General features: G+C 68.5%; 16 protein-coding genes and 1 pseudogene. 8 read left to right on the forward strand and 9 right to left on the reverse strand.

The features are described 5' to 3' along the window. Positions 1 to 6: 6 nt before the first annotated feature. Both ABD352_RS57210 and ABD352_RS57215 read right to left on the reverse strand, forming a co-directional pair. A complete protein-coding gene (locus tag ABD352_RS57210) occupies positions 7 to 525 on the reverse strand; it encodes an aromatic-ring-hydroxylating dioxygenase subunit beta (protein WP_344621113.1) in 519 nt (172 codons plus the stop codon). After that, positions 522 to 1,847 carry an aromatic ring-hydroxylating oxygenase subunit alpha gene (locus ABD352_RS57215; protein WP_344621114.1) on the reverse strand — a complete coding sequence of 442 codons (1,326 nt, stop codon included), beginning with the start codon at positions 1,845 to 1,847 and terminating at the stop codon, positions 522 to 524. The genes ABD352_RS57210 and ABD352_RS57215 overlap by 4 nt, the downstream gene beginning before the upstream one ends. A 239-nt stretch (positions 1,848 to 2,086) precedes the next feature. Here ABD352_RS57215 and fdxA point away from each other — a divergent pair, with 239 nt between their 5' ends. From fdxA to ABD352_RS57240, 5 genes and pseudogenes are all read left to right on the forward strand, one after another. Further along, positions 2,087 to 2,389: a ferredoxin gene (fdxA, locus tag ABD352_RS57220; RefSeq protein WP_344621115.1), complete on the forward strand. Its 303-nt coding sequence runs from the start codon at positions 2,087 to 2,089 to the stop codon at positions 2,387 to 2,389. Further along, a complete protein-coding gene (locus tag ABD352_RS57225) occupies positions 2,386 to 3,357 on the forward strand; it encodes an NAD(P)/FAD-dependent oxidoreductase (protein WP_344621116.1) in 972 nt (323 codons plus the stop codon). Before fdxA ends, ABD352_RS57225 begins: the two co-directional genes overlap by 4 nt. Before the next feature lie 387 nt (positions 3,358 to 3,744). After that, a complete protein-coding gene (locus tag ABD352_RS57230) occupies positions 3,745 to 4,452 on the forward strand; it encodes an IclR family transcriptional regulator (protein WP_344621117.1) in 708 nt (235 codons plus the stop codon). 292 nt (positions 4,453 to 4,744) lie between these two features. Continuing rightward, positions 4,745 to 6,604, forward strand: coding sequence for a 2-oxoacid:acceptor oxidoreductase subunit alpha (locus tag ABD352_RS57235; protein WP_344621118.1), 1,860 nt, complete (start codon positions 4,745 to 4,747; stop codon positions 6,602 to 6,604). Further along, positions 6,597 to 7,353, forward strand: a pseudogene (locus ABD352_RS57240) (2-oxoacid:ferredoxin oxidoreductase subunit beta); the annotation flags it as partial. The gene ABD352_RS57235 and the pseudogene ABD352_RS57240, both read left to right, overlap by 8 nt. A 393-nt stretch (positions 7,354 to 7,746) precedes the next feature. On the opposite strand, the gene ABD352_RS57245 reads toward ABD352_RS57240, so the two are convergent. The 3 genes from ABD352_RS57245 to ABD352_RS57255 all read right to left on the reverse strand — a co-directional run bounded on the left by ABD352_RS57245 (position 7,747) and on the right by ABD352_RS57255 (position 11,917). Continuing rightward, positions 7,747 to 8,139 carry a cupin domain-containing protein gene (locus ABD352_RS57245; protein WP_344621120.1) on the reverse strand — a complete coding sequence of 131 codons (393 nt, stop codon included), beginning with the start codon at positions 8,137 to 8,139 and terminating at the stop codon, positions 7,747 to 7,749. A 59-nt stretch (positions 8,140 to 8,198) separates the two neighbouring features. Beyond that, positions 8,199 to 9,491, reverse strand: coding sequence for an amidohydrolase family protein (locus ABD352_RS57250; protein ID WP_344621121.1), 1,293 nt, complete (start codon positions 9,489 to 9,491; stop codon positions 8,199 to 8,201). 200 nt (positions 9,492 to 9,691) lie between these two features. Next, on the reverse strand, positions 9,692 to 11,917 hold the full coding sequence (locus ABD352_RS57255) for a cytochrome P450/oxidoreductase (protein WP_344621122.1): 2,226 nt from the start codon (positions 11,915 to 11,917) through the stop codon (positions 9,692 to 9,694). A 219-nt stretch (positions 11,918 to 12,136) separates the two neighbouring features. Between ABD352_RS57255 and ABD352_RS57260 the strand changes: the two genes are divergently transcribed. Then, positions 12,137 to 13,246, forward strand: a complete 1,110-nt coding sequence (locus ABD352_RS57260; RefSeq protein WP_344621123.1) for an NDMA-dependent alcohol dehydrogenase — start codon at positions 12,137 to 12,139, stop codon at positions 13,244 to 13,246. 295 nt (positions 13,247 to 13,541) lie between these two features. Here the strand turns inward: ABD352_RS57260 and ABD352_RS57265 are convergent, their stop codons facing one another. From ABD352_RS57265 to ABD352_RS57280, 4 genes are read right to left on the reverse strand one after another with little or no spacing between them, the layout of a single operon-like run. Beyond that, entirely contained in the window at positions 13,542 to 14,483 is a 942-nt protein-coding gene (locus tag ABD352_RS57265) for an ABC transporter permease (RefSeq protein ID WP_344621124.1), read from the reverse strand. Positions 14,484 to 14,535: 52 nt separating this feature from the next. Beyond that, entirely contained in the window at positions 14,536 to 15,726 is a 1,191-nt protein-coding gene (locus ABD352_RS57270) for an ABC transporter permease (RefSeq protein WP_344621125.1), read from the reverse strand. Beyond that, positions 15,723 to 17,315, reverse strand: a complete 1,593-nt coding sequence (locus ABD352_RS57275) for an ABC transporter ATP-binding protein (RefSeq protein WP_344621126.1) — start codon at positions 17,313 to 17,315, stop codon at positions 15,723 to 15,725. Before ABD352_RS57275 ends, ABD352_RS57270 begins: the two co-directional genes overlap by 4 nt. Positions 17,316 to 17,322: 7 nt before the next feature. Continuing rightward, positions 17,323 to 18,504: a BMP family ABC transporter substrate-binding protein gene (locus ABD352_RS57280; RefSeq protein ID WP_344621127.1), complete on the reverse strand. Its 1,182-nt coding sequence runs from the start codon at positions 18,502 to 18,504 to the stop codon at positions 17,323 to 17,325. Between the two features lie 451 nt (positions 18,505 to 18,955). On the opposite strand from ABD352_RS57280, the gene ABD352_RS57285 reads away from it, so the two are divergent. After that, positions 18,956 to 20,401, forward strand: a complete 1,446-nt coding sequence (locus ABD352_RS57285) for an aldehyde dehydrogenase family protein (protein WP_344621128.1) — start codon at positions 18,956 to 18,958, stop codon at positions 20,399 to 20,401. 145 nt (positions 20,402 to 20,546) lie between these two features. Continuing rightward, the gene (locus ABD352_RS57290; protein ID WP_344621129.1) at positions 20,547 to 21,566 is read left to right on the forward strand and encodes a zinc-dependent alcohol dehydrogenase; all 1,020 of its coding nucleotides are present in this window, start codon (positions 20,547 to 20,549) and stop codon (positions 21,564 to 21,566) included. The last annotated feature ends 9 nt before the right edge of the window (positions 21,567 to 21,575 follow it).

The raw sequence follows: 21,575 nt of genomic DNA on the forward strand, positions 1-21,575 counted from the left end.
GCGTCCCTAAAGAATGAAGCTCAGGCGCGCGCCGGGCGGCAGCGCCTCATGCGTGAGGATGGACCGGCGCAGCCAGAAGCGCAGGCCGTCGTCCGTGGGCAGCAGGAGGTGCTCGTAGCGCCCGACGTAGGTGTCGAACTGCCCATCGCGCGCGCGGTGCACCACGAACGACGCGGTCACCCGGAGCTTGTCCTCGTGTGCGAAGGCGCGCACGTTCGAGACGAGCCGGTGCGTGCGCGAGTGCGGGTTCTCCGCGTGCGCCTTGCGCGACTTGAGCCGCTTGACCCGGGCTCGCAGCAGATCGTAGTCGTCGTCGACGAACGAGCCGGACTCGTGCAACGACCAGCCGCCGTAGTCGGTGGTCGGGATCTCGTAGCGAGCGCCCTCCGCGAACAGCGCCAGCCAGTCGTCGTAGCGCCACGCGTCCAGGATGTCGGCCTCCTCGTAGAGGAAGTCCTCCACCTGGGCCCGGCTCAGCGCGCGCCCGGCCACGGTCACCACGCCGTATTCGCCTACGGCTGTCATCGCACGTCCCGTCCTTCCAGGAAACTCGCCGGCCGCTTGCCGGCGACCTGCAGCCCGTTGTCGATGCCGACGGCGCTGACCCAGTGCCGCCAGAACCCGCGCATCGCGCCTTCGTCGATCGATCTGCCCTGCACGCCCTTCACCTCGTCGATCATGCCGCGCGACATGTCGCTGAAGTCCAGTTCGCTACGCCGTTCCTTGGCGGTTGCCTCGATACCACGCTGCACCGCTTCGTACGCCTCGATATCGTCGGGCGTCGCCAGGCCACCGGGGCCGACGAAGCTGACGACCGTCTTCATCCGCAGGGCGCGGGAGGCCGGGTCCTCGACGCGGGGCACGAGCTGCCAGGCACGCACGTCGGTCTGACCGGCGCTGACCGGCTCGAGTTGGCGGATCGAGAGTCCCTCGATGTCGAACAGGAGCAGGTTGGGGAAGACGAACAGGATGTGGCTCTCGTCCGCCACGTAGTGCGCGCGCTTCTCCCCGAGCCGCTCAGCCATCTCCTTGCGGTGGGCATCGGTGCGCGCGCGCTCGTCCTCACCGAACCGCGGCTCCCAGATCATGCTGATCCGGCCGCCGTGCCCGGTCAGGACGAGCAGCGAGTGGCCGTTACCGAGGTTGTAGGCGTACTGGTCGTCGTCGGTGACCGCGAACCCGTTCTCGCGCAGGTACCCGACGAACGTGTTGTGCGTGGGCGAGAAGTGGTAGCCGTCCATCGCGTTCTCCACCGCGAGCTTCCAGTTGCCCCGCACGCTGTACAACTGCACGCCGGGAAGCGTCGTCATGCCATCGGCGTGCTGCTGCTCGATCATGGTCATGTAGTCGGCCGCGTCGCCGAGATGCTCCAGCAGCGGCGGCACGTCCGGGTTGAAGGACACGAAGACGTAGCCCTCGTGAATCTCCAGGCGAGGCACGGCGCGCAGCTTCATGCTCTCGCGCAGGCCCTCGCTGCCCTCGTACGCCGAGTCGTCCGGGATCGCGGCGACGTCGCCGTTGTTGCGGAACGTCCACGCGTGGTAAAAGCACTGGAAAAGCTTGCTGGAACCCGCCGTCTCGCGGCAGAGCACGGTGCCCCGGTGCGGGCACGAGTTCAGCCAGGCGCGCACCTCGCCGTCCGTGTCCCGGCAGAAGATCAACGGCCGTCCGGCGAGCGTTCGCACAATGAAGTCGTTCGGCTTGGCGATCTCGGTCTCGTGCCCGAGGTACAGCCAGTTCTGCAGCCAGACATTATCCCGTTCGCGGGCGAAGATCTCCGATGAGCGGTACGCCTCTCGGTTCACCCGGAAGGTCAGCCGGTCCCAGTCCTCGACGATCATCGGCATGCCCGCTCCGTCGCGACCCGCCTGCGGCATGGAGATCCGCTCCTTCGCTCGTTCAGCTTATCATGTATCATGAGATGCCATCTCACAATGCGCTAAGACTGTCCCAGCCCGCGGGGGGTGTCAAGACTAGCCCGCAACTGGGCCGAGGTGTTGACGGGACCAGGTCCGCTTGCCATCATGTCGTCTCACAATGGAAAACGGCATCTCGTAATGTGACAACCGAGAGCGGAGGCTCCGACGTGCCGTACGTCATCACCTCGTCTTGCGTCGACGTCATGGACAAGTCCTGCGTCGAGGAGTGCCCCGTCGACTGCATCTACGAGGGCGACCGGATGATGTATATCCAGCCGGACGAGTGCGTCGAGTGCGGCCGCTGTGAGCCGGTCTGCCCGGAGGTATCGATCTTCCACCACGAGGACCTGCCCGACGGGGTCCGGCAGTTCGAGCGGATCAACTCGGAGTTCTTCGCCGGGCTCGGGTCGCCGGGCGGAGCACGCAAGATCGGCCGGACCGGAGCCGATCACCCGGACGTGGATTCGTGAGCGAACACGAGGTCGACCTGCTCATCGTGGGCGCGGGGCCGACGGGACTGTACGGCACCTACTACGCGGGATTTCGCGGGCTGACAGTCGCACTGCTCGACGCACTGCCCGAGGTGGGCGGGCAGATCGCGGCGCTGTACCCGGAGAAGGCGATCTACGACGTGGCCGGTTTCCCGGCCGTGCGCGGTCAGGACCTGGTCGACGCGCTGTACGCCCAGGCGGCACAGGCGGATCCGCTCCTGCTGCTCGGCCGCAGTGCCGTCTCGGTGCACGAACACCACGAGGGTGTGGACGTGACGACCGACACCGGCGATGTGATACGCGCGAAGGCATTGCTGATCACCGCCGGAATCGGCAACTTCACTCCCCGCAAACTTCCCGTCGGCTCGGAGTACGCCGGTCGCGGGCTTCGGTACTTCGTGCCACGGCTCGACGAACTCGCCGGCCTGGACGTCGTCGTCGTCGGCGGCGGCGACTCGGCACTGGACTGGGCGCTCGGCCTGGAGCCGATCGCCCGCAGCGTCACGCTGGTGCACCGCCGGCCGCAGTTTCGGGCGCACGAGCGCAGCGTCGAGCAGTTGCACGCCTCGTCCGTCCGCGTGCTCACGCCGTACGAGGTACACAAGATCAGTGGCGAGGTCGCGGTCGAAGGGGTCGTCGTGACGACGCGCGCCGGCGATCGGCAGGACCTGCCCGCGCAGGCGGTCGTGGCCGCACTCGGATTCATCGCCGACCTCGGGCCGATCGAGGGATGGGGGCTGCAACTGCGGCGCCGGCACATCCTCGTCGACCGCACCATGCGCACGAACCTCTCCCGCGTGTTCGCGGCCGGCGACGTCGCCGACTACGACGGCAAGATCAAGCTGATCTCCATCGGCTTCGGCGAGGCCGCGCTGGCGGTCAACCACATCGCCACCGTTGTCCGGCCGGGTTCGTCGGCCACGCCCGGCCACTCCTCGGACCTGTGACGCCGTGCTGACCAACGCACGATCGTCGTGCGCCGCCCAGTGGGCACACGACGCGCGATTGCTAGACTTCGACCACAAAACCGCGCTGAGTAGGGCCGAACTCCCGCTCCCGAATCGTCGGGGTGCTCGCGGGCCGTCGCGTCACATTGCCTGTCGACGACCGGCCGACGGCGTCGCATCATTGAGACCACTGATGCGACGCTTAGAGCGGAACTGCCTGGCGCATAACCAACCCATGCGAGAACCACACCAGATGACGCAAGTGTATATAGTACTCCAGCACGCCGATCGCCAGGTGATTGACGCCCGAATTGAGGACCGATGAGCCCGAGAACGACACCAGAGTCGGAATCCTCGGAGTCCACTGCGGCACCGACAATTCAGACGGTGCAGCGTGCGGCCAAAGTTCTGGGCTCCTTCACCGTCAGCAAGCCCTATCTGAGCCTGAATGAGATCACCAGCCAGCTGGGCGCGAGCAAGGCGACGGCGCACCGCTACACCAAGGCTCTGCGGGCGGCCAATCTCCTGCGCTACGACGAGCGCACCGCGCTGTACTCACTCGGGCCGCAGGTATTGACGCTCGCCGGGGCGGCCCGCGCCGGGCTACCGATCGTCGACGCGGCCGAGCCGTACATGGACCAACTGGTCAAGACGGTCGACGAAACCGTCGTGCTCAGCGTGTGGGACGGAGAAACCGCGACCGTCGTGCGCTCGGCGGACAACACCGACCACATCATCAGGATCGGTGTCCGGGCCGGCGCGCGGCTGGATCTGACGAACTCCGCCCAGGGTCGGGTGTTCTGCACCTTCCTGCCCCGGGATCAGGTGCCCGGTCTGGTCAAGCTCCTGCGTCGAACCCCGGAGCTGGAGCAGGAGTTCGAGGGAATCCGCAAGCACGGGCTGTCGCTGAACTCGCCGGACATCAACGGTGTCCGGACCATCGCCGCGCCGATCTTCGAAGGCTCGTCGATCGTCGCCGCCATGGCCATCGTGGGCACGACCGTGAGCATATCGACCGACATCGACTCCCCTCAGGCACAGGCGCTGCTTGCCACGACCCGCGCGCTGTCCCAGCGGCTCGGCAACCCCGAATAGCCTTTCGACAAACTCATCGACAAACTCGGACCAATGCTGGTCCAGGGCTCGGCGGCGTGCGACGAGCACGCGGTTGAGCGATGACGGGCGGGGCCGGGACGAGTGCTCCCCCGGTCCCGCGGTCGCCCAGCGGTGGCATCGACACGTCCTCGCCCTGGAGAACGTCCTCGACATGCTGCGCGCCGGTATCGACTCCGCGCTCATGGTTCTGTGCCGCGCGTCCGTCCACGACCTGACATCCGGTGACGTCCTCATGCCCGGCGGTATTCGCCGCCGTCCTCGGAGGTGCCCAATGACTTCGACGCTGAAGCCCACCCAGCAGCTTGACCGCGTGGTCATCCGCATCGCCGGCGACTCCGGCGACGGGATGCAGCTCACCGGCGACCGCTTCACCCAGGAGACGGCGGTCTTCGGCAACGACCTGTCGACGCTGCCGAACTTCCCGGCGGAGATCCGCGCGCCGCAGGGCACCCTGGCCGGCGTCTCATCGTTCCAGCTGCACTTCGCCGACCACGACATCCTCACCCCGGGCGACCGGCCGGACGTCCTCGTCGCGATGAACCCCGCAGCGCTCAAGGCGAACCTGGCCGACGTGCCGCAGGGCGGCAGGCTGATCATCGATACCCACGACTTCACCCAGCGCGCGCTGGCCCGAATCGGATGGGCGTCGAACCCCCTGGAGGACGGCACGCTGGACGGCTACACCGTGCATGCGGTCGACCTGACCCAGCTGACCCTGGACGCCCTCCAGGGCAACGAGCTGTCCCGCAAGGACGCCGGCCGGTCGAAGAACATGTTCGCCCTGGGGTTGCTGTCGTGGATGTACTCCCGCCCCACGGAGGGGACGCTGAACTTCATCCGGCAGAAGTTCGCGAGCAAGCCGGCGATCGCCGAGGCGAACATCACCGCGTTCAAGGCTGGGTGGAACTACGGCGAGACGACCGAGACGTTCGCCGTCGCCTACGAGATCAAGCCCGCGACGCTGCCGGCCGGGGTGTACCGCAACATCTCCGGCAACCTGGCGCTGTCGTACGGCCTGGTCGCCGCGGCGCGGCGGGCCGGGCTGCCGATGTACCTGGGCGCCTACCCGATCACGCCGGCGTCGGACATCCTGCACGAGCTGAGCAAGCACAAGCGGTTCGGTATCCGCACCTTCCAGGCCGAGGACGAGATCGCCGGCATTGGCGCGGCGCTCGGCGCCTCCTTCGGCGGAGCGCTGGCGGTCACCACCTCGTCCGGGCCGGGCATCGCCCTCAAGGGCGAGACCATCGGCCTGGCCGTGTCGCTGGAGCTGCCGCTGGTGGTCGTCGACGTCCAGCGCGGCGGCCCGTCCACCGGCCTGCCGACCAAGACCGAGCAGTCGGACCTGCTGCAGGCGATGTACGGCCGCAACGGTGAGGCGCCGGTCCCGATCGTGGCCGCCCAGTCGCCGGGGGACTGCTTCTACGCCGCGTTCGAGGCGGCGCGGATCGCGCTGACGTACCGCACCCCAGTGTTCCTGCTCACCGACGGTTACCTCGCCAACGGCTCCGAGCCGTGGCGGGTGCCCACGCCGGCAGAGCTACCGGACCTGACCGTCGACTTCGCCAGGGAGCCGAACGGTCCGGATGGCACGTTCCTGCCGTACCTGCGCGATCCGCAGACGCTGGCCCGGCCCTGGGCGGTGCCCGGCACCCCGGGGCTGGAGCACAGGGTCGGCGGCATCGAGAAGGCCGACAAGACCGGCAACATCAGCTACGACCCGGACAACCACGACTTCATGGTCCGGACCCGCCAGGCGAAGGTCGACGCGGTCGCGGCCGGCCTGCCGCCGCTGGTCGTCGACGACCCGGCCGGCGACGCCAGGGTGCTGGTGCTCGGGTGGGGCTCCACCTACGGCCCGATCGGCGCGGCCTGCCGACAGGTCCGCGCGAGCGGCCTGTCGGTCGCGCAACTCCACCTGCGGCACATCAACCCGTTCCCGGCCGACCTCGGGGCGATCCTGGCCCACTACGACAAGATCGTGATCCCCGAGATGAACCTGGGCCAGCTCGCCACCCTCATCCGCGCGCGCTACCTCGTCGACGCGATCAGCGTCACCCAGATCCGTGGCCTGCCGTTCAAGGCCGACGAACTCACCGACATGCTCCAGGAAGTGATCTCGAATGGCTGACACAGCCCACGGCTCGGGCCGCAGCGGCCCATCGCTTGGTCTGAAGCCGAAGGACTTCAAGACCGACCAGGAGGTCCGCTGGTGCCCCGGCTGCGGTGACTACGCGATCCTCGCGGCCGTGCAGGGCTTCATGCCCGAGCTCGGCATCCCGCGCGAGGACATCGTGTTCGTGTCCGGCATCGGCTGCTCCAGCCGGTTTCCGTACTACATGAACACCTATGGCATGCACTCCATCCACGGGCGCGCGCCGGCGATCGCCACCGGCCTGTCCACGTCCCGTACCGACCTGTCGGTGTGGGTCGTCACCGGTGACGGCGACGCGCTGTCGATCGGCGGCAACCACCTGATCCACGCGCTGCGCCGCAACGTCAACCTCAAGATCCTGCTGTTCAACAACCGGATCTACGGGCTGACCAAGGGCCAGTACTCCCCCACCAGCGAGATCGGCAAGATCACCAAGTCGACGCCGATGGGGTCGCTGGACAACCCGTTCAATCCCGTCTCGGTCGCCCTCGGTGCGGAGGCCACGTTCGTCGCCCGCACCCTCGACAGCGACCGCAAGCACCTGCAGTCGGTGTTGCGCGCCGCCGCCGAGCACTCCGGCACGGCACTGGTCGAGATCTACCAGAACTGCAATATCTTCAACGACGGCGCGTTCGACCTGCTCAAGGACGCCGAGACCCGCGACGACTGGACCATCCGCCTGGAGCACGGCCGGCCGCTGCGCTTCGGCAAGGACGGCGAGAAGGGTGTTATCCGTGACGAGCACGGCACGCTCGCGATCGAGCACGGCCTCGCCGCCGACGACCCGCGGGTCGTCGTGCACGACGCCCATGCGGACAACCCCTCGTTCGCCTTCGCCCTGTCCCGGCTGTCGCTCGACTCCCGCTACACCCCGATGGGCGTGTTCCGCTCCGTCGAACGCCCCACCTACGACGAGGCCATGGCCGCCCAGCTGGAGGCCGCGGCAGCGAAGGCACCCGGCGACGACGACGCGCTGCAGCGGCTGCTGCTCGGGACCGACACCTGGACCGTCGGCTGAGCGGCGCCATACAAGCGTCGACAGCTGCCGTCCGGCGATCGCGCCGGCCGGCAGCTGTCGAGGGTGGTACCGAACGATCGCGACCTTGCCGCGGATCGGGTCAGTCGCCGTCGCGCAGGACCGCGTCCAGCTCCAGCTTCGCAAGGAGATCGGCACGCGGCGGAACGAAGAAGTCGATGTTCACGCAGGGCCCCTCGGTGGGCTCCACGTAATGCTCAGCGCCGCGCGGCACGAGCAGGAACGACCCGGCCCGCATGTCGTTCGCAACGCCGTCTACGTAGTAGTTACACCGGCCGGACTCGATGTAGACGAGCTGGTCGAAGTCGTCGTGCGAGTGGGGGTTGACCTCCATGCCGACCTCCAGCTCGTGGTGCGCGATCAGGACCTCGTCGGTGGCGAAGATGCGCCGCCGGACGCCGGGCCGGATCTCCCGCTGCGGTATCTCGGCCCAGTTGATCACCTTGCCGAACAGGGCGGGATTGCGTGGCGACATCAGGCTTCCTCCTCGATGAGCTTGGCGGCCCAGGGGCCGCTCACGGGCAGTTTGCAGGCTTACGCCGAAACGCCGCCTCGCCACGGAACGGTCTCCACCAGAGCGCCATTGTGGATCACCGTCGTCGGTTCGAGGCGCGCAGCGGTGATGACGTTGCCGGCCGCGTCGGGCAGGACCACCTCGCTGGTCTCCGTCAGCACCGTGACGTCGGCGCGACCGCCCACTGTGAGCCGGCCGTAGCCCTCGCGGTCCAGGCCCAGCACCCGGGCCGGCGCCACCGTCGCCCGCCGGATGCACTCCGCCAGCGGCGCACCGAGCGCAACCAGCTTGGCGATGCTGGTAACCAGGTCGAACACCGGGCCGCGCCAGTTTCGGGCGCTGGTGTCGGAGCTGAGCACGTCGGGCAGGAAGCCGTTCGCGATCGCCCGCCGCGCCACCTCGAAGCTCAGGTTGCTCTTGCCGTGGGCCGAGTCGAACAGCACCCCGCGCTCCCGAGCGGCCATCACCTCGGCGAGCACCGCGTCGCCGTCGAGAATCCCGTGCGGCTTGCCGGTGTAGCAGTGCGCCACGATGTCCCCCGGCCGCAGGTGCTCGAGCACGACCGGAAGCGGCTCCTCCGTCTCGCCGATGTGCACCATCAACGGCAACCCGGCCTGCTCGGCCAGCGCGATCGACCGCTTCAGCAGCGACTCCCCGTGCGGCCCCACGACGTCCTCCGACAAGCGGATCTTGAAGCCTCGCACGACATCGGGGTTCTGCTCCGCGACGGCCAGCGCGTCGTCGACCACCAGCGTGTCCGGATTCAGCAGCTCACCGAACCGGAAGTCGATGAGACCGAGCACGGACACGTTGAGGAAGTTCACGACCCGCAGCGCGTTGCCCTCGACGACGAGTTGGCGGAACGCGTCGAACGTCGAGGCGCCCGCGGTACCGGCGTCGGCTACCGCGACCACCCCGCGCCGCAGGTGCGCCTCGTCCGCCGGCGCGCCAACCTTCGACACGTCCTGGAACACGTGGCTGTGCCCCTCGACCAGCCCGGGTACCACGGTCGAACCGGACGTGTCGATCACCTGCTTCGCCTGCCCTGCCAGCCCGCTCCCGATGGCCGCTATCCGCTCACCGGCGATCGCCACGTCGCAGCGCTCATTGCGACCCGACGCCGGATCGAGAACGGTGCCCCCGGAGAGAACGAGATCGAACTGTGGCGGAGTCGAGACGGACATAGGTGCTCCCAGGCCTGCGTTGCGAAAGACGGATATGCGGAACCGGCGCGTCGGTGCGCCCGCGGCGCATACCGAATGGTGGGCGCGCGGACTGCACCGGAGGCGCGTGAACAGTGGTGACCAGCGCACGGACGGGGCCGACCTCGGCGAACCACGAGATGCGCGCGATGAGCTCCGGGACGCTCGCGAAGAGCGGGATCTGAGGAATCGGTCTGCCCGGAGGTTCGAATCCGTCGGCGCCAAGCACGAGGTTCCCGCGGGCACCGCTCGCGGTTGACGCCGACGACATCGTCACGCGGGCGACGGCGGGTGCCGCCGCCCGCGTGACGTCAGAGGTCGAGGACGAGCCGCTGCGACTGGGCGCGGCTGATGCAGATCATCATCGTCGCGCCGGCCTCCCGCTCGGCCTTCGTCAGCACCTCGTCCCGGTGATCGGGCGTGCCGGCCAGTACGCGGGTCTCGCAGGACCCGCAGAAGCCCTTCTCGCAGTCGTAGGCGATTCCGGGCAATGCACCGCGCACCACATCGATCAGCCGCTTGTCGACGGGGACGTCGAGCACGACGCCCGACTTGGCCAACTCCACCTGGAACGGCGTGTTGTCCTCGGTGGAGGCGATCCTCGCCTCTTGTTCGTCGCTGGCGGCGAACCGTTCGATGTGCAGCTGATCCCGCACGCCGAGTTCGTCGCACAGTTGCTGTACCGCGGCGATCATCGCACCGGGGCCGCAGCAGTAGATCGCCATCCCCGGCGCGCATTCCTGGATCGCCGAGCGCAGGTCGGGAAGTCCGTGCTCGTCCTGAGCGACCAGGGCACGCTGGGCCTCGGGCAGCGCCTCCAGCTCCGCGCGGAACGCCATGGAGCCGGCGGTCCGCCCGCCGTACACGACCTTCAAGTTCTTGCCGCGCTGCGTCAACGAGCGCGTCATGGCGAGGATCGGGGTGATGCCGATGCCCCCGGCGAGCAGGAGGTAGCCGTCGGCCTCGACGAGCGGGAAGTGGTTACGCGGCCCGCGTACCGTCAGGGTCCGTCCCGGCGTCGCGATCTCGTGGAACTCGTCCGAGCCGCCCCGGCCGGCCTCCTCCCGCAGCACCGCGATCTCATACGTCTGGCGGTCCGCGGGAGCGCCGCACAGCGAGTACTGCCGCAGCCGCCCGGACGGCAGCCGGACCTCAAGGTGCGCACCGGGCTGCCAGGCGGGCAGGTCGGCGCCGTCGACAGACCGCATCGTCACCTTGATCACGCGGTCGGCCACGCTCTCCACGGCGTCGAGCACTACGTCGAACGTCCCCGCCTGGCGCGGCACGGCGGACGAGACCGTGACGACCCCGGCGCCGACCCGCGCACCCGGGGTGAACACCGCCGGGATGACGTCCCAACCCATGTGGTTGCCGCGCGACGGGTAGCCGACGAGACCCTCGCGATCCACCCGGTAGTCGGGCAGCCGGGTGAGGACCTGGTGGATCATCTCCTGGAACATCGCGCGCGCGAGGTGCGCACCCGGGCACCGGTGCGTACCGGTACCGAAGGTCAGGTGCCGGCTGGCGTCCCGATCGAGCTGGACCAGCTCCGGGTTGGTGAACACCGCCGGGTCGTGGTTGGCCGCGAACCACGGCACCAGGAGCCGCTCGCCGGCCTTGACCGGGCAGCCGCCGATTTCGGTGTCCGCGGTGATGGTCCGGGCCATCGCGGTCACCGAACCGTACCGGCGCAGGAACTCGTCCGTCCCGTCGATCAGCAGGTCCGGAGCGTCGATGAGCTGCTGGCGCATGTCCCGGTGCTCATCGAGGTGGACGAGTACCGAACCGGTCAGCGAGGTCGTCGTGTCGACCCCGCCGGAGACCGCGATGCCGATCACGGACAGCAGTTCGGCGTCGGTGAACTCGGACCCGTCCTGCTTGCGCTGCTGGACCAGCACGCTGATGGCATCGTCCTGCGGGTTCGCGCGGCGCTCGATGATGAGCTCGGCGATCCGCCGCTCCATGTAGATGACGCCCTCGATCGCCTTCGCGGCGCGCTCGCTGCCCGGCTCGGACGTGAACACATCGTGGATCGGGCGGCCGATGCGGACCCAGTCCTCTTCCGGGAATCCGAGCCAGTCGAGCGTGACGGCACTCGGCAGCGGGTTCGTCAGCTCACGGACGAGATCCGCGCTGCCCTTCTCGATGAACTCGTCGACGATGCGCGTCGCGTGCCGGGCGATCATCGGCCGAAGCTGGTCCACTGCGGCGGGCGACAGGATCAGGTCGAGGAGGCGACGGTACTCCAGCGTGTCCGGCGGATCCATCTCGAGCGGGTACTGGAGGTGCTCGCCGAACGGTCCGCTCGGGATCACGATCGCGGTTCCGCTGAGGTTGCCTGCCGCGCGGGTAGACGAGAACAGCCCGTCGTTCCGGGCTACCTGGAAAACGTCGGCATACCGGGTGAGGTACACGTAGCCCGACTCATGGGCCGTGGATCTGCCGACGGGGCACTTCTCCCGGAACGCCGCGTAGTAACCGACGATGTCGTCGCGACATTCGGGCGAGTGGTGATCAAACATCTCATCTGCTGGCATGACCTGTCCTCAGTGTGCATGGCCGCCATTTCAAATCGCGGGAGCAACGTAACAACGTCTCACTGGGCGAGTCAATGTCTCGCATTGCGAAAGGCAGGATGCTGCCTTAGTGTCTGCTCGGCACCGCGTGCGCAGCCACGTCCACAGGGCCGCTCGAGGTGACCCACCGACCATCCGACTGACGTCATCGACGGAACCGAGGACGAGGACAGGGCTACAATGCGAACCAAAGGCGCAATCATACGCAATGCACCCGGACCCTACGAGGTCGTCGACCTCGAGGTCGAGGATCCACGCGAGGGAGAGATCCAGGTCAGGATGGTTGCGGCGGGCCTGTGCCACTCCGATGACCACATCGCCGTCGGCGACTCCCCGGTTGCCATCTACCCCTTCGCCGTCGGCCACGAGGGAGCCGGCGTCGTCACCAAGGTCGGCCCTGGCACGACCGGTCTGAGCGAGGGCGACAACGTCGTCCTGTCCTTCCTCCCGGCATGCGGACGCTGCCGGTGGTGCGCCTCCGGCATGCAGAACCTGTGCGACGACGGCGCGCTGGTGTGGATGCCGCCCGTCACGCCACGCCTGCGCATGGCCGATTCGGGCGCCCCGGTCGGACAGATGTGCGGTGTCTCCGCGTTCACCGAGACGACGACCATCTCCGCGCGGTCCGCAGTCAAGATCCCGAAGGACATTCCGCTCGACAAGGCGTGCCTGGTCGGGTGTGGGGTGGCCACAGGCTGGGGTGCCTCGGTCAACTCCGCGCGGGTTCGTCCCGGCCACGTCGTCATCGTGATGGGGATCGGCGGCATCGGGATCAACGCCGTCCAGGGAGCGGTCCACGCGGGAGCGACGACGATCATCGCGGTCGACCCGATCGCGTTCAAGCGCGAGCAGGCGAAGCAGTTCGGCGCCACCCACGCCTTCGCGACCATGGACGAAGCCAGACAGCTCGCCCGGCAGTTCAGCAACGGTCAGGGTGCGGACTCGGCCATCGTCACGGTGGGCGTCGTCCGTGCCGAACACATCGGCCAGGCCTTCTCCGCCATCCGTAAGGGCGGCACGGTCGTGGTCACCGGCCTGGGCAACAACGCCGACAGCGGGATTCCCGTCAACCTTGCCGAGCTCACCCTGTATCAGAAGCGGCTGCAGGGCTCGCTGTTCGGCGAGTGCAACCCGACGTGGGACATCCTGAACCTGCTCGACATGTACCGAGCGGGCGCGCTTCGCCTCGACGAGATCGTCACCAGGACCTACCGGCTCGACGAGATCGGTCAGGGCTACGAGGACATGCACGCCGGCGTCAACCTTCGCGGCGTCATCCTGTTCGAGTAGCCGGCAAACATCCGCCCGAGGCGGTCCGACGCCGGCCAGGTGCCGGACCGCCTCGGGCGTCCGTGGCCAGGCCAGCGGCGGCAATCACGCACATGAGGCTTCCCCTCAGACCACAACTCGTCGCCGCCCACGGAACGAGCCGGGACACTCATGCAATCCCAGGACCATCCGGCTGATCAAGCACCGGATCTCCTTACATGACCACACGCGGCGGGACCGCCACCGTGGTGGAAGCGCCGAAGCGAGCGGGAGGCGACCCGATGGTCGAGCCTCCCGCTCGCTCTTTCGTGTCTCGCTATCGGGACGGGGCGAAGGGCTGCCCGAGAGCCAAGGGTTGGTGGAGCCGCCTGCCCAGCAGCGCCAGGGACACCACTGCGAGCAGGTACGGCACGGCGACAAGCAACTGCGGTGACGGCGTGGTGCCGATTGCAGGCAGCGCGAGCTGCAGACCCTCGGCGACGCCGAAGAGAAGACTGGCCGCGACCACGCCCCGCAGCGTCCAGCCGCCGAAGATCACCACGGCGATGACGATGTACCCGCGCCCGGCCGTCATGCCTGACGTGAAGGAACTCGACTGGAACACCGACAGAAAGGCTCCGCCGGTGCCCGCGCACAACCCGCAGAACAACAGTGCCTGACGCCGCCGGGCGTTCACCTTGATACCCGTCAGATCGCTCGCGATCGGATCGTCGCCGGCCCCGCGGATCTCAAGGCCCCACCGGGTACGCCCGACGGCCCAGATCGCGATGATCAGCAGCGGAATGACGTAGACGACCCACGGCTGGTCGAAGAGCGGCTTGCCGACGACGGGGATGTCCGACAATCCGGGGATGCGCAGGTTCGTCGCCCTCGGGATGTCGAACGCCGTCGTCGTCAGCAGATAGTTCGTCACACCCAGCACCAGGACGTTGAGGGACAGACCGACAACGTAGGTGTTGAGCTGCAGCCGATGGCTCAGGTTGCCGTGGATGACCGCCACCACCGCTCCGGCCAGGACGCCGAGCAGGAGGCCGACCAACGGCGAACCGGACGCCGAGGCGCCGTACGCGCCGAAGAACGCCGCGGCGAGCATCATGCCCTCGACGGAGAGGTCGAAGGCTCCCGAACGCTGGGCGACGTACTCCCCGAGCCCCGCGAACAGCAGTGGCACTGCGAGCGGCACCGACACGGCCAGAATGGTCTGGATGTCAACCGCGACGCTCATGTCCTCTCCTCCGCTTCGCTCCCCCGAGCACATGAGCTTGTACTGAGCCACCGATGAGCGGCCCCTCCGCTGCGCTCCGGACCGCTCATGAGCTCACCTGCGCGGCTCGACGCTGCCGGCGCCGGCGTAGCGCGACGAGCACCACGGGCGGGCAGAGCAGCGCGACCACAATCGATGCGGTCATGACGTTGACGATGTCGACCGGCACGTTGTCGCTGCCGAGGAGACCGCCGCCTGCGATCATGGCGCCGAAGACGATGGCGAGGACGGCGCTGACGCCGATCCTGGTTCGCGCCGCCAATGCGATGAGCAACCCGTTCCATCCAATGCTGCTAGCGGTACCCGGGTGGAGCTGATAACTCTGGCCGAGCAGGATCACCGCGCCCGCGGCGCCGGCGAAGGCGCCGGACGCGGCGACGGCCAGCGAGCCGAGGCGGGATTCGCTGACGCCGATCGTGTGTGCGACGACCGGGCTGTGGCCCAGGATTCGCAGCCGGTAGCCGACCAGCGTCGAGCGCAGCACCCAGGCGACGACGATCGCCGCGACGGCGGCGATCAGGAAGCCGCTGGGGACGTCGAGACCGAAGAGGTGCGGTGTGGGGAGTTCCGCACCGGCCGGCACCGTGGGTGACTGGGATGCTGTGCCCGCCCCCAGAACGCCTTCCCCGTCGTCGTGCAACGGTCCGGAGCCACTGATCAGCCACACCATGAGCTGCTCGGCGAGGAAGACGAACAGCAGCGAGCTCACGACGATGTTGACGCCCCGGGTGAACTTGAGCAGCGCGACCAGCCCGGCCCACAGCCCGCCTGCCACCGCCGCCGCCGCGAACGCCAGCGGGATGACCACGATCGCCGGGCCGCTGATGTTGAAGACGACGAACCCGGCACCGACCGCCCCGAGTGTGACCTGCCCCTCCTGACCGATGTTGAACTGTCCCGCCTGCATGCAGATCACCGTGCCCGCGGCGACGAGCAGCAGCGGAGCGGCGAAGGAGAGCGTGTAGCTGATCGACATCGCGTTGCCGAAGCTGCCGTCGAGCAGGTCGGCCAGGACGACCGTCGGCGAATGCCCCGTCGACCAGCTCAGGAGCAGCCCGACCGCCAAGCCGATGCCGAGGAACAGGACGAACATACCGACCTGGCTCGCCGCGGACCCGGCATTGGCGCGAAGCGCGGCGGCCAGCTCGGCGCCGAGGCCACCCGGCCGAACCACGGCGCGGGACCGATCGGCAGGTGACGATTCCTTCGTCTTCTCCGGCACATCGAGTCCGCTCACGCGTGCACACCACCCATCAGCAACCCCAGCTTCTCGGGGTCGGCTTCGGCACGGGTGGTTTCGCCCCGGACCTTTCCCCGGTACATAACCGCAATGCGATCCGACAACTGCATGATCTCGTTGAGATCCGTCGAGATCAGTACGACCGCGACACCGGCGTCCGCAGCCGCACGGATCCGCTCGTGCATGTACGCGATCGCACCGACGTCCAGGCCGCGCGTCGGTTGCGCCAACACGAGCACGCCCGGCTCCGTCGAGAGCTCGCGCGCGAGCACCACCTTCTGCTGGTTCCCGCCGGACAGCGACCGCATCGGCTGGTCCAGCGAGGCGACGGAGATCTGGAACTCCTCGACCAGTTTCTCGGCGAGCGCGAGCACCCGGCGGCGTGACACCACACCGCGCCGCGCGAGCGAGCCGAGCGCGGCGAACGCGATGTTGTCCGCCACCGACATGTCGAGGACACAACCGGACTCACGCCGGTCCTCGGGCACCACCGCGACGCCCGCGGATCTCATCGCACCCGGCTTGCTCACCCGGACGTTCGTGCCACGCACCCGCACCCGTCCGCTGTGCAACGACAACGCACCGGAAAGGAGCGAGGCCAGCCACTTCTGACCGTTGCCCTCCACGCCCGCGACGCCCAGCACCTCGCCACCGCGCACGTGCAGGCCGAGCGCGTCCAACGCGCGACGCCCCCCGGGGAGGAAGGCCGTCGCCTCCTCGATCTCCAGAGCGGGCGGGAGTCCGGGTGTGCCGGCCGGCGCCGCTGCCGAGACCGGCGCCGGGTCGGTCCGCAGGTCGGCACCGATGGCGGTGGCGACGTCCGGCTCGTTGCGCAGATCGTGTCCGATCATGTGCCGCGCGAGTGCGGCCACGGACGTCTCCGACGGCACAACCTGGGACACCACCCGCCCGTCGCGCATGATCGTTGTCCGGTGCGCGACCGACCGGATCTCGGCGAGGTTGTGACTGATGAGGATGACCGAACAGGCCCCTCCGTCGACGACCTGGCCGAGCATCGAGAACAGCGCATGCGACTCGCGCTCGGTGAGCACGGCGGTCGGCTCGTCCAGGACGAGCAGTTTCGGCTGATCGATAAGGCACTTGACGACCTCGACACGCTGCTGCTCGCCGACCGTGAGGTCGCCGACGCGCTTCGACGCCGACACCTCCAGGCCGTACCGGGCACTCGTCTGCTCGACCAGCGCCGTGATCCGGTCCGGTCTGACGCGGCCCTTCGCGGTGATCGCGATGTTCTCCCAGACCGAAAGCGTCGGGATAAGGCTGTAGTGCTGATGCACCATCCCGATGCCCTGGGCTCGCGCGTCGTTCGGATCACGGATCGTCACGGGCCGGCCGGCAACCTCGACGACACCGCGATCGGGCCGGACCAGCCCGAGGAGAATGTTCATCAAGGTCGACTTGCCTGCGCCGTTCTGGCCGAGCAAGCCGTGGATCTCTCCCGCAGCGACGCTGAGGTCGACGTCGTCACAGGCGGCGCGGCCGTTGAAGTACTTGGTGACACCGGCCATCCGAAGCATCGGATGGCCGGTCACCACGCTGGACCCGTTCGGGTTGGTGATGGTCATGGGCAGGTCAGCCGGTGGCCAGCTTCAACGGATCGATCGTTCCGTTGTTGATCTCGCTCTGGGCCTGCTTGATCGCGGCGTCGATCGCGGCCCCGTCACTGCCTGCCGACGAGCACGTGTGCACGGCCGGAACAGGGTCGACGCCCAGGCGCCAGTTCCGGGTCCCACCCAGCGGCAGCTTCCCGTTCGCGAAATCGTCGAGCAGCGGGGCCAGGTAGTAGCCGGGCGCAAAGATCACGGAGGCGATGAACGACGCCGAGGTCGAGCCGCAGAAGTCGATCGGCGACCCGATCACCGGGATGTTCGCGGCGTTCGCTTTCTTGGCGATCGCGACGGTCGGCGCGCCGAAGTACGGGTACACGAGACCGATGCCCTGCGACTGCTGCGCGGCGAACGCCTCGACGGCCTTGCCGACGTCGATCTGGTCGCCGGTGTACGTCTCGACCACCGTCGCGTCGGGCACCTGCGACAGGACACCCTTCTTGAAGACCGCGCCGATGGTGGTGTTGAACGGGGCCGCCAAACCGGCGATGAAGCCGGCCTTCTTGATGTTCTTGTTCTTCATGTAGACGCCGGTGGCCACGCCGGCGACGTAGGCGTAGCTCAGCCCGACGTCGTAGGACTGGGTGAAGGTCGCGTCCTGCTTGGGTGAGCCGTATCCGCCCTGCAGGTAGAAGAACGTGTCCTTGCAGATCGGCTCCTTGGCGGCGTTGACCGCCTGGGCGAGCTGAGCGTCGCCGATGATGACCATGTCGACGCGCTGCCGGCAGAGGTTCTCGGCGGCGCTCAGCGCCTGCGTCAGGGGGACGAGACCCTGCACCGACACCTTCCAGCCGTACTTCGTCCCGGCGTACTGCGCCGCGTCGGCGACACTCTGGTAGTAGGTTCCGTCGTTCGTGTCGCCGGACGTGATGACACCGATCGACACCTTCCCGTCCTTGTTCATGTCCGGCTGGCCGGCCGGGATGGAGGTCTTGCCCTCCCATTCGGGTGCCGTCGCGGGGCCTGGGCTGCCGACGCTCGGCCCCTTCGCCACGGCGAACGGGTCTGCGCCCTGCGCGCCGCTCGACACGCTCGGCGAGCCGGATGTGGCGCCGCTCTTGCCGCCACTTAAACCGCAGGCCGTCACCGTGAGCGCCAGGACCACGGCAGACGCGCAGAGCGCGGCCAACCTGTGATTTCGCATCATGCACCCGTTCCTTTTCGTATGGGTATCCGGCTTCGTACGGGGGTGTCCGCCTCGGCGAGGTCGTCGTACGCCAGGCGCCAGTCACGCGTCGCGGCCAGTTCGACGACGCTGACGCCCAGGTCGCATGCGGTCCTGTGCGAGCGCCGACGACTGGAGTCTCGGGCTGGCGAAACGTAACACCGGCCATCCCGTCATGCAATACGGTTCGTTGCTATACGAGATGCCCGGAAGGCCATCAGAGCTCGGCGATCCACCCCATGCGTGCTCCCTACGCCTGATTTGCTAGGATTTTGACACCAAGCGATCCCGGCGCCTGCCAGGCCTGATCCCACCGACGGGCAGCGCGCACGAATCCGCGCCGTGAAGCGCGATGCGATTGCACATTACGAGAGAGCATCTTGACTGGTGGAATGCACTCGCCGATGATCCCTACGTGACCACGATTGACACAGTGATCGATCAGCCAGGCACGCTTATCGATGGAACCTGGACGGGTGGCGACCAGGTCCTGCCCACAATCGATCCCGCGACCGGCGTGGAGTACGGGCGAATCCACACGAGCGCGACCAGTGACGTCGACCGAGCGGTCGCGGCTGCACGCGCCGCGTCGCGCAACTGGTCAAGGACCTCGCCCTCCGAGCGTGGCGCGCTGTTGTCCCGCTGGGCACAACTCATCTTCGAGAACCAGGAACGCCTCGCCGCGATCGAGGCCCGCAACGTCGGCAAGCCGCTCTCGGCCGCCCGGATGAACATCATCATCGCCGGATCGATCATGGCGTACACGGCCGGCGGGGCCGACAAGCTGACCGGCGCCACGCTCCCCGTCCGCCAGCCCGAATTCTTCGGCTACACCGTGCGCGAGCCGTACGGGGTATGCGCGATCGTGCTGCCGTGGAACGTCCCGGCGCTGCTCAGCGCGGCCAACCTCGCGCCGGCCCTGGCCGCCGGCAACACCGTGGTGCTCAAGCCTTCCGAGGTCGCGCCGCTCGTAGTGCACGCCCTGGTCGAGCTGGCCGAGGCCGCCGGCCTGCCCCCGGGCGTGCTCAACGTGCTGACCGGCGTCGGTGCCGACCTCGGAGCAGCGCTGGTGAGCCACCCCGGCATCGACCATGTCAGCTTCGTCGGGTCCGTGGCGACCGGTCGTCTCGTCATGCAGGGGGCCGCGCAGCATCTGACGCCGATCAAGCTCGAACTCGGCGGGAAGTCACCGAACATCGTGTTTCCCGACGCCGATCTCGACGTCGCGATCCCGACGATCGTTCGGTCCATCACGGAGAACGCCGGCCAGAACTGCAACGCCGGCTCCCGGCTGCTGGTGCACCGGTCCATCATCGGCGAGGTCCGCGATCGCGTGCTGGCGCAGATGACCGGCATCCGGCTCGGCGCGTGGGACGAGGACCTCGACATGGGCCCGCTCATCAACACCGTCCAGCATCAGCGGGTGTCCGGCATCCTCGACGCCGCACTGCGCGACGGGGCCGAGTTGCTCATCGGTGGCGGACGTCCGCAGGGCCGCGACGCGGGGAACTTCCTCGAGCCCACCGTCCTGGAGGTCGCGGACCGCGGCGCACCCGTGATCGCCCAGGAAATCTTCGGCCCGGTCCTGACGCTCGAGACGTTTTCCGACGAGTCCGACGCCATCCGCTCGGCGAACTCGACCGACTTCGGCTTGCTCGCGTGCGTGTGGACCCAGGACGTCTCCCGGGCACTTCGGATGTCTGCGGAAATCCAGGCCGGTCAGGTGTCGGTGAACCAGTTCGCCGACGCCGGTGTGATCGGGCTTCCCTTCAATATGTACAAGGCGAGTGGCTTCTCCGCCGGCAACGGCTACCGGGCTCTGTACGAATTCACCCGGGAGAAGGCGGTCGCGGTCAAGCTGCTCGGCAGCCAGGACTGACCGGCCTCGCGCCGCTCCCCACAGACGTCTCGGCCGCTGCAGGCGATGGGCCCGCAGCGGCCGAGGTAATTTCCCGAGTAGGAGCCGAGGTCGAGATGGGAACGATCCGGGACGCAGCCGCGGCATCGACGTGGCGGGCGCGCCGGTGAAGGCGCTGAGCACTGAAGCCGTCGGGAGCCTCACCCTACGGGAGCAGCCGTCCCCCGGACACGATGGCCGGGTCGTCGTTCGTAGCGCCGTCGCAGGAATCTGCGCGACGGACGTACACCTCCTCGACGGCTTCCTGCCGCGCCCGGACCACCCGTTCGTCCTGGGACACGAGGGTGCCGGCGTCGTCGCCTCGGTACCCTCCGGAGTCACCGGCCTGCGGCCCGGCGACCGCGTCGTGCTCTACAGCCCCCTGGTGTGCGGTCGCTGCCGCGAGTGCGCGCGCGGCCGGGAGGAGGTCTGCGCCGATCCTCGCGGCCAGCTGGGGTTCAGCATCGACGGCACGTTCGCCGACGAGTGGTCGGCACCGGCGAGCAACCTCGTCGTGCTGCCGGACTCGGTCTCGTTCGAACTCGGCGCGCTCCTCGGCTGCGCCGGCCTCACCGCTGTCCACGCCGTCCGGCTCGCCCGTCTCGGCGCCGGTGACGTCGCGGTCGTCAACGGTGTGGGCGGCGTCGGCCTCATGCTCATCCAGGTCGCGGCCGCCTGCGGAGCGGCCGTGCTCGCCGTGGCCGACGCGGCCGAGAAGTGCGCGCCGGCCCGGCAGGCGGGAGCATCGGATGTCGTCGTGCTGGGCCAGGGCGGGAGCGCGGCGGTCATCGCCGAGCTCGGCGAGCTGACCGGAGGCCGGGGTGCCGACCACTACTTCGACCTCGTCGGTACACGTGAGAGCCTGGAGGCCGGGATCGACGCGTTGGCCCGGTACGGGACCGCGATCGTCCTGACCTCGTCGGGAGATCTTGCGGGGTTCGACCCGCGCGCGATGCTGCTCAAGCAGACCCGGCTCATCGGCTCGCTCGCCGGCTCGCTCGCCGACCTGCACACCGCCGTCCGACTCGCGGAACAGGGCGCCCTCACAGCGCAGATCGATCGACGATACGCACTGCGGGACGCGACCGCGGGCCTCGCCCGGATCCGCAACCGGGAAGCGCTCGGCCGCAACATCATCGTCTGGTAGCGGCTTGTC

The organism is Dactylosporangium salmoneum (assembly GCF_039532525.1).
Lineage (GTDB): Bacteria > Actinomycetota > Actinomycetes > Mycobacteriales > Micromonosporaceae > Dactylosporangium > Dactylosporangium salmoneum.

Coding starts and splice junctions, on each gene's coding strand:
- ABD352_RS57210 (WP_344621113.1), bottom strand. CDS start 525: ATGACAGCCGTAGGCGAATACGGCGTGGTGACCGTGGCCGGGCGCGCG.
- ABD352_RS57215 (WP_344621114.1), bottom strand. CDS start 1,847: ATGCCGATGATCGTCGAGGACTGGGACCGGCTGACCTTCCGGGTGAAC.
- ABD352_RS57235 (WP_344621118.1), top strand. CDS start 4,745: ATGACTTCGACGCTGAAGCCCACCCAGCAGCTTGACCGCGTGGTCATC.
- ABD352_RS57245 (WP_344621120.1), bottom strand. CDS start 8,139: ATGTCGCCACGCAATCCCGCCCTGTTCGGCAAGGTGATCAACTGGGCC.
- ABD352_RS57255 (WP_344621122.1), bottom strand. CDS start 11,917: ATGCCAGCAGATGAGATGTTTGATCACCACTCGCCCGAATGTCGCGAC.
- ABD352_RS57260 (WP_344621123.1), top strand. CDS start 12,137: ATGCGAACCAAAGGCGCAATCATACGCAATGCACCCGGACCCTACGAG.
- ABD352_RS57265 (WP_344621124.1), bottom strand. CDS start 14,483: ATGTGCTCGGGGGAGCGAAGCGGAGGAGAGGACATGAGCGTCGCGGTT.
- ABD352_RS57275 (WP_344621126.1), bottom strand. CDS start 17,315: ATGACCATCACCAACCCGAACGGGTCCAGCGTGGTGACCGGCCATCCG.
- ABD352_RS57280 (WP_344621127.1), bottom strand. CDS start 18,504: ATGATGCGAAATCACAGGTTGGCCGCGCTCTGCGCGTCTGCCGTGGTC.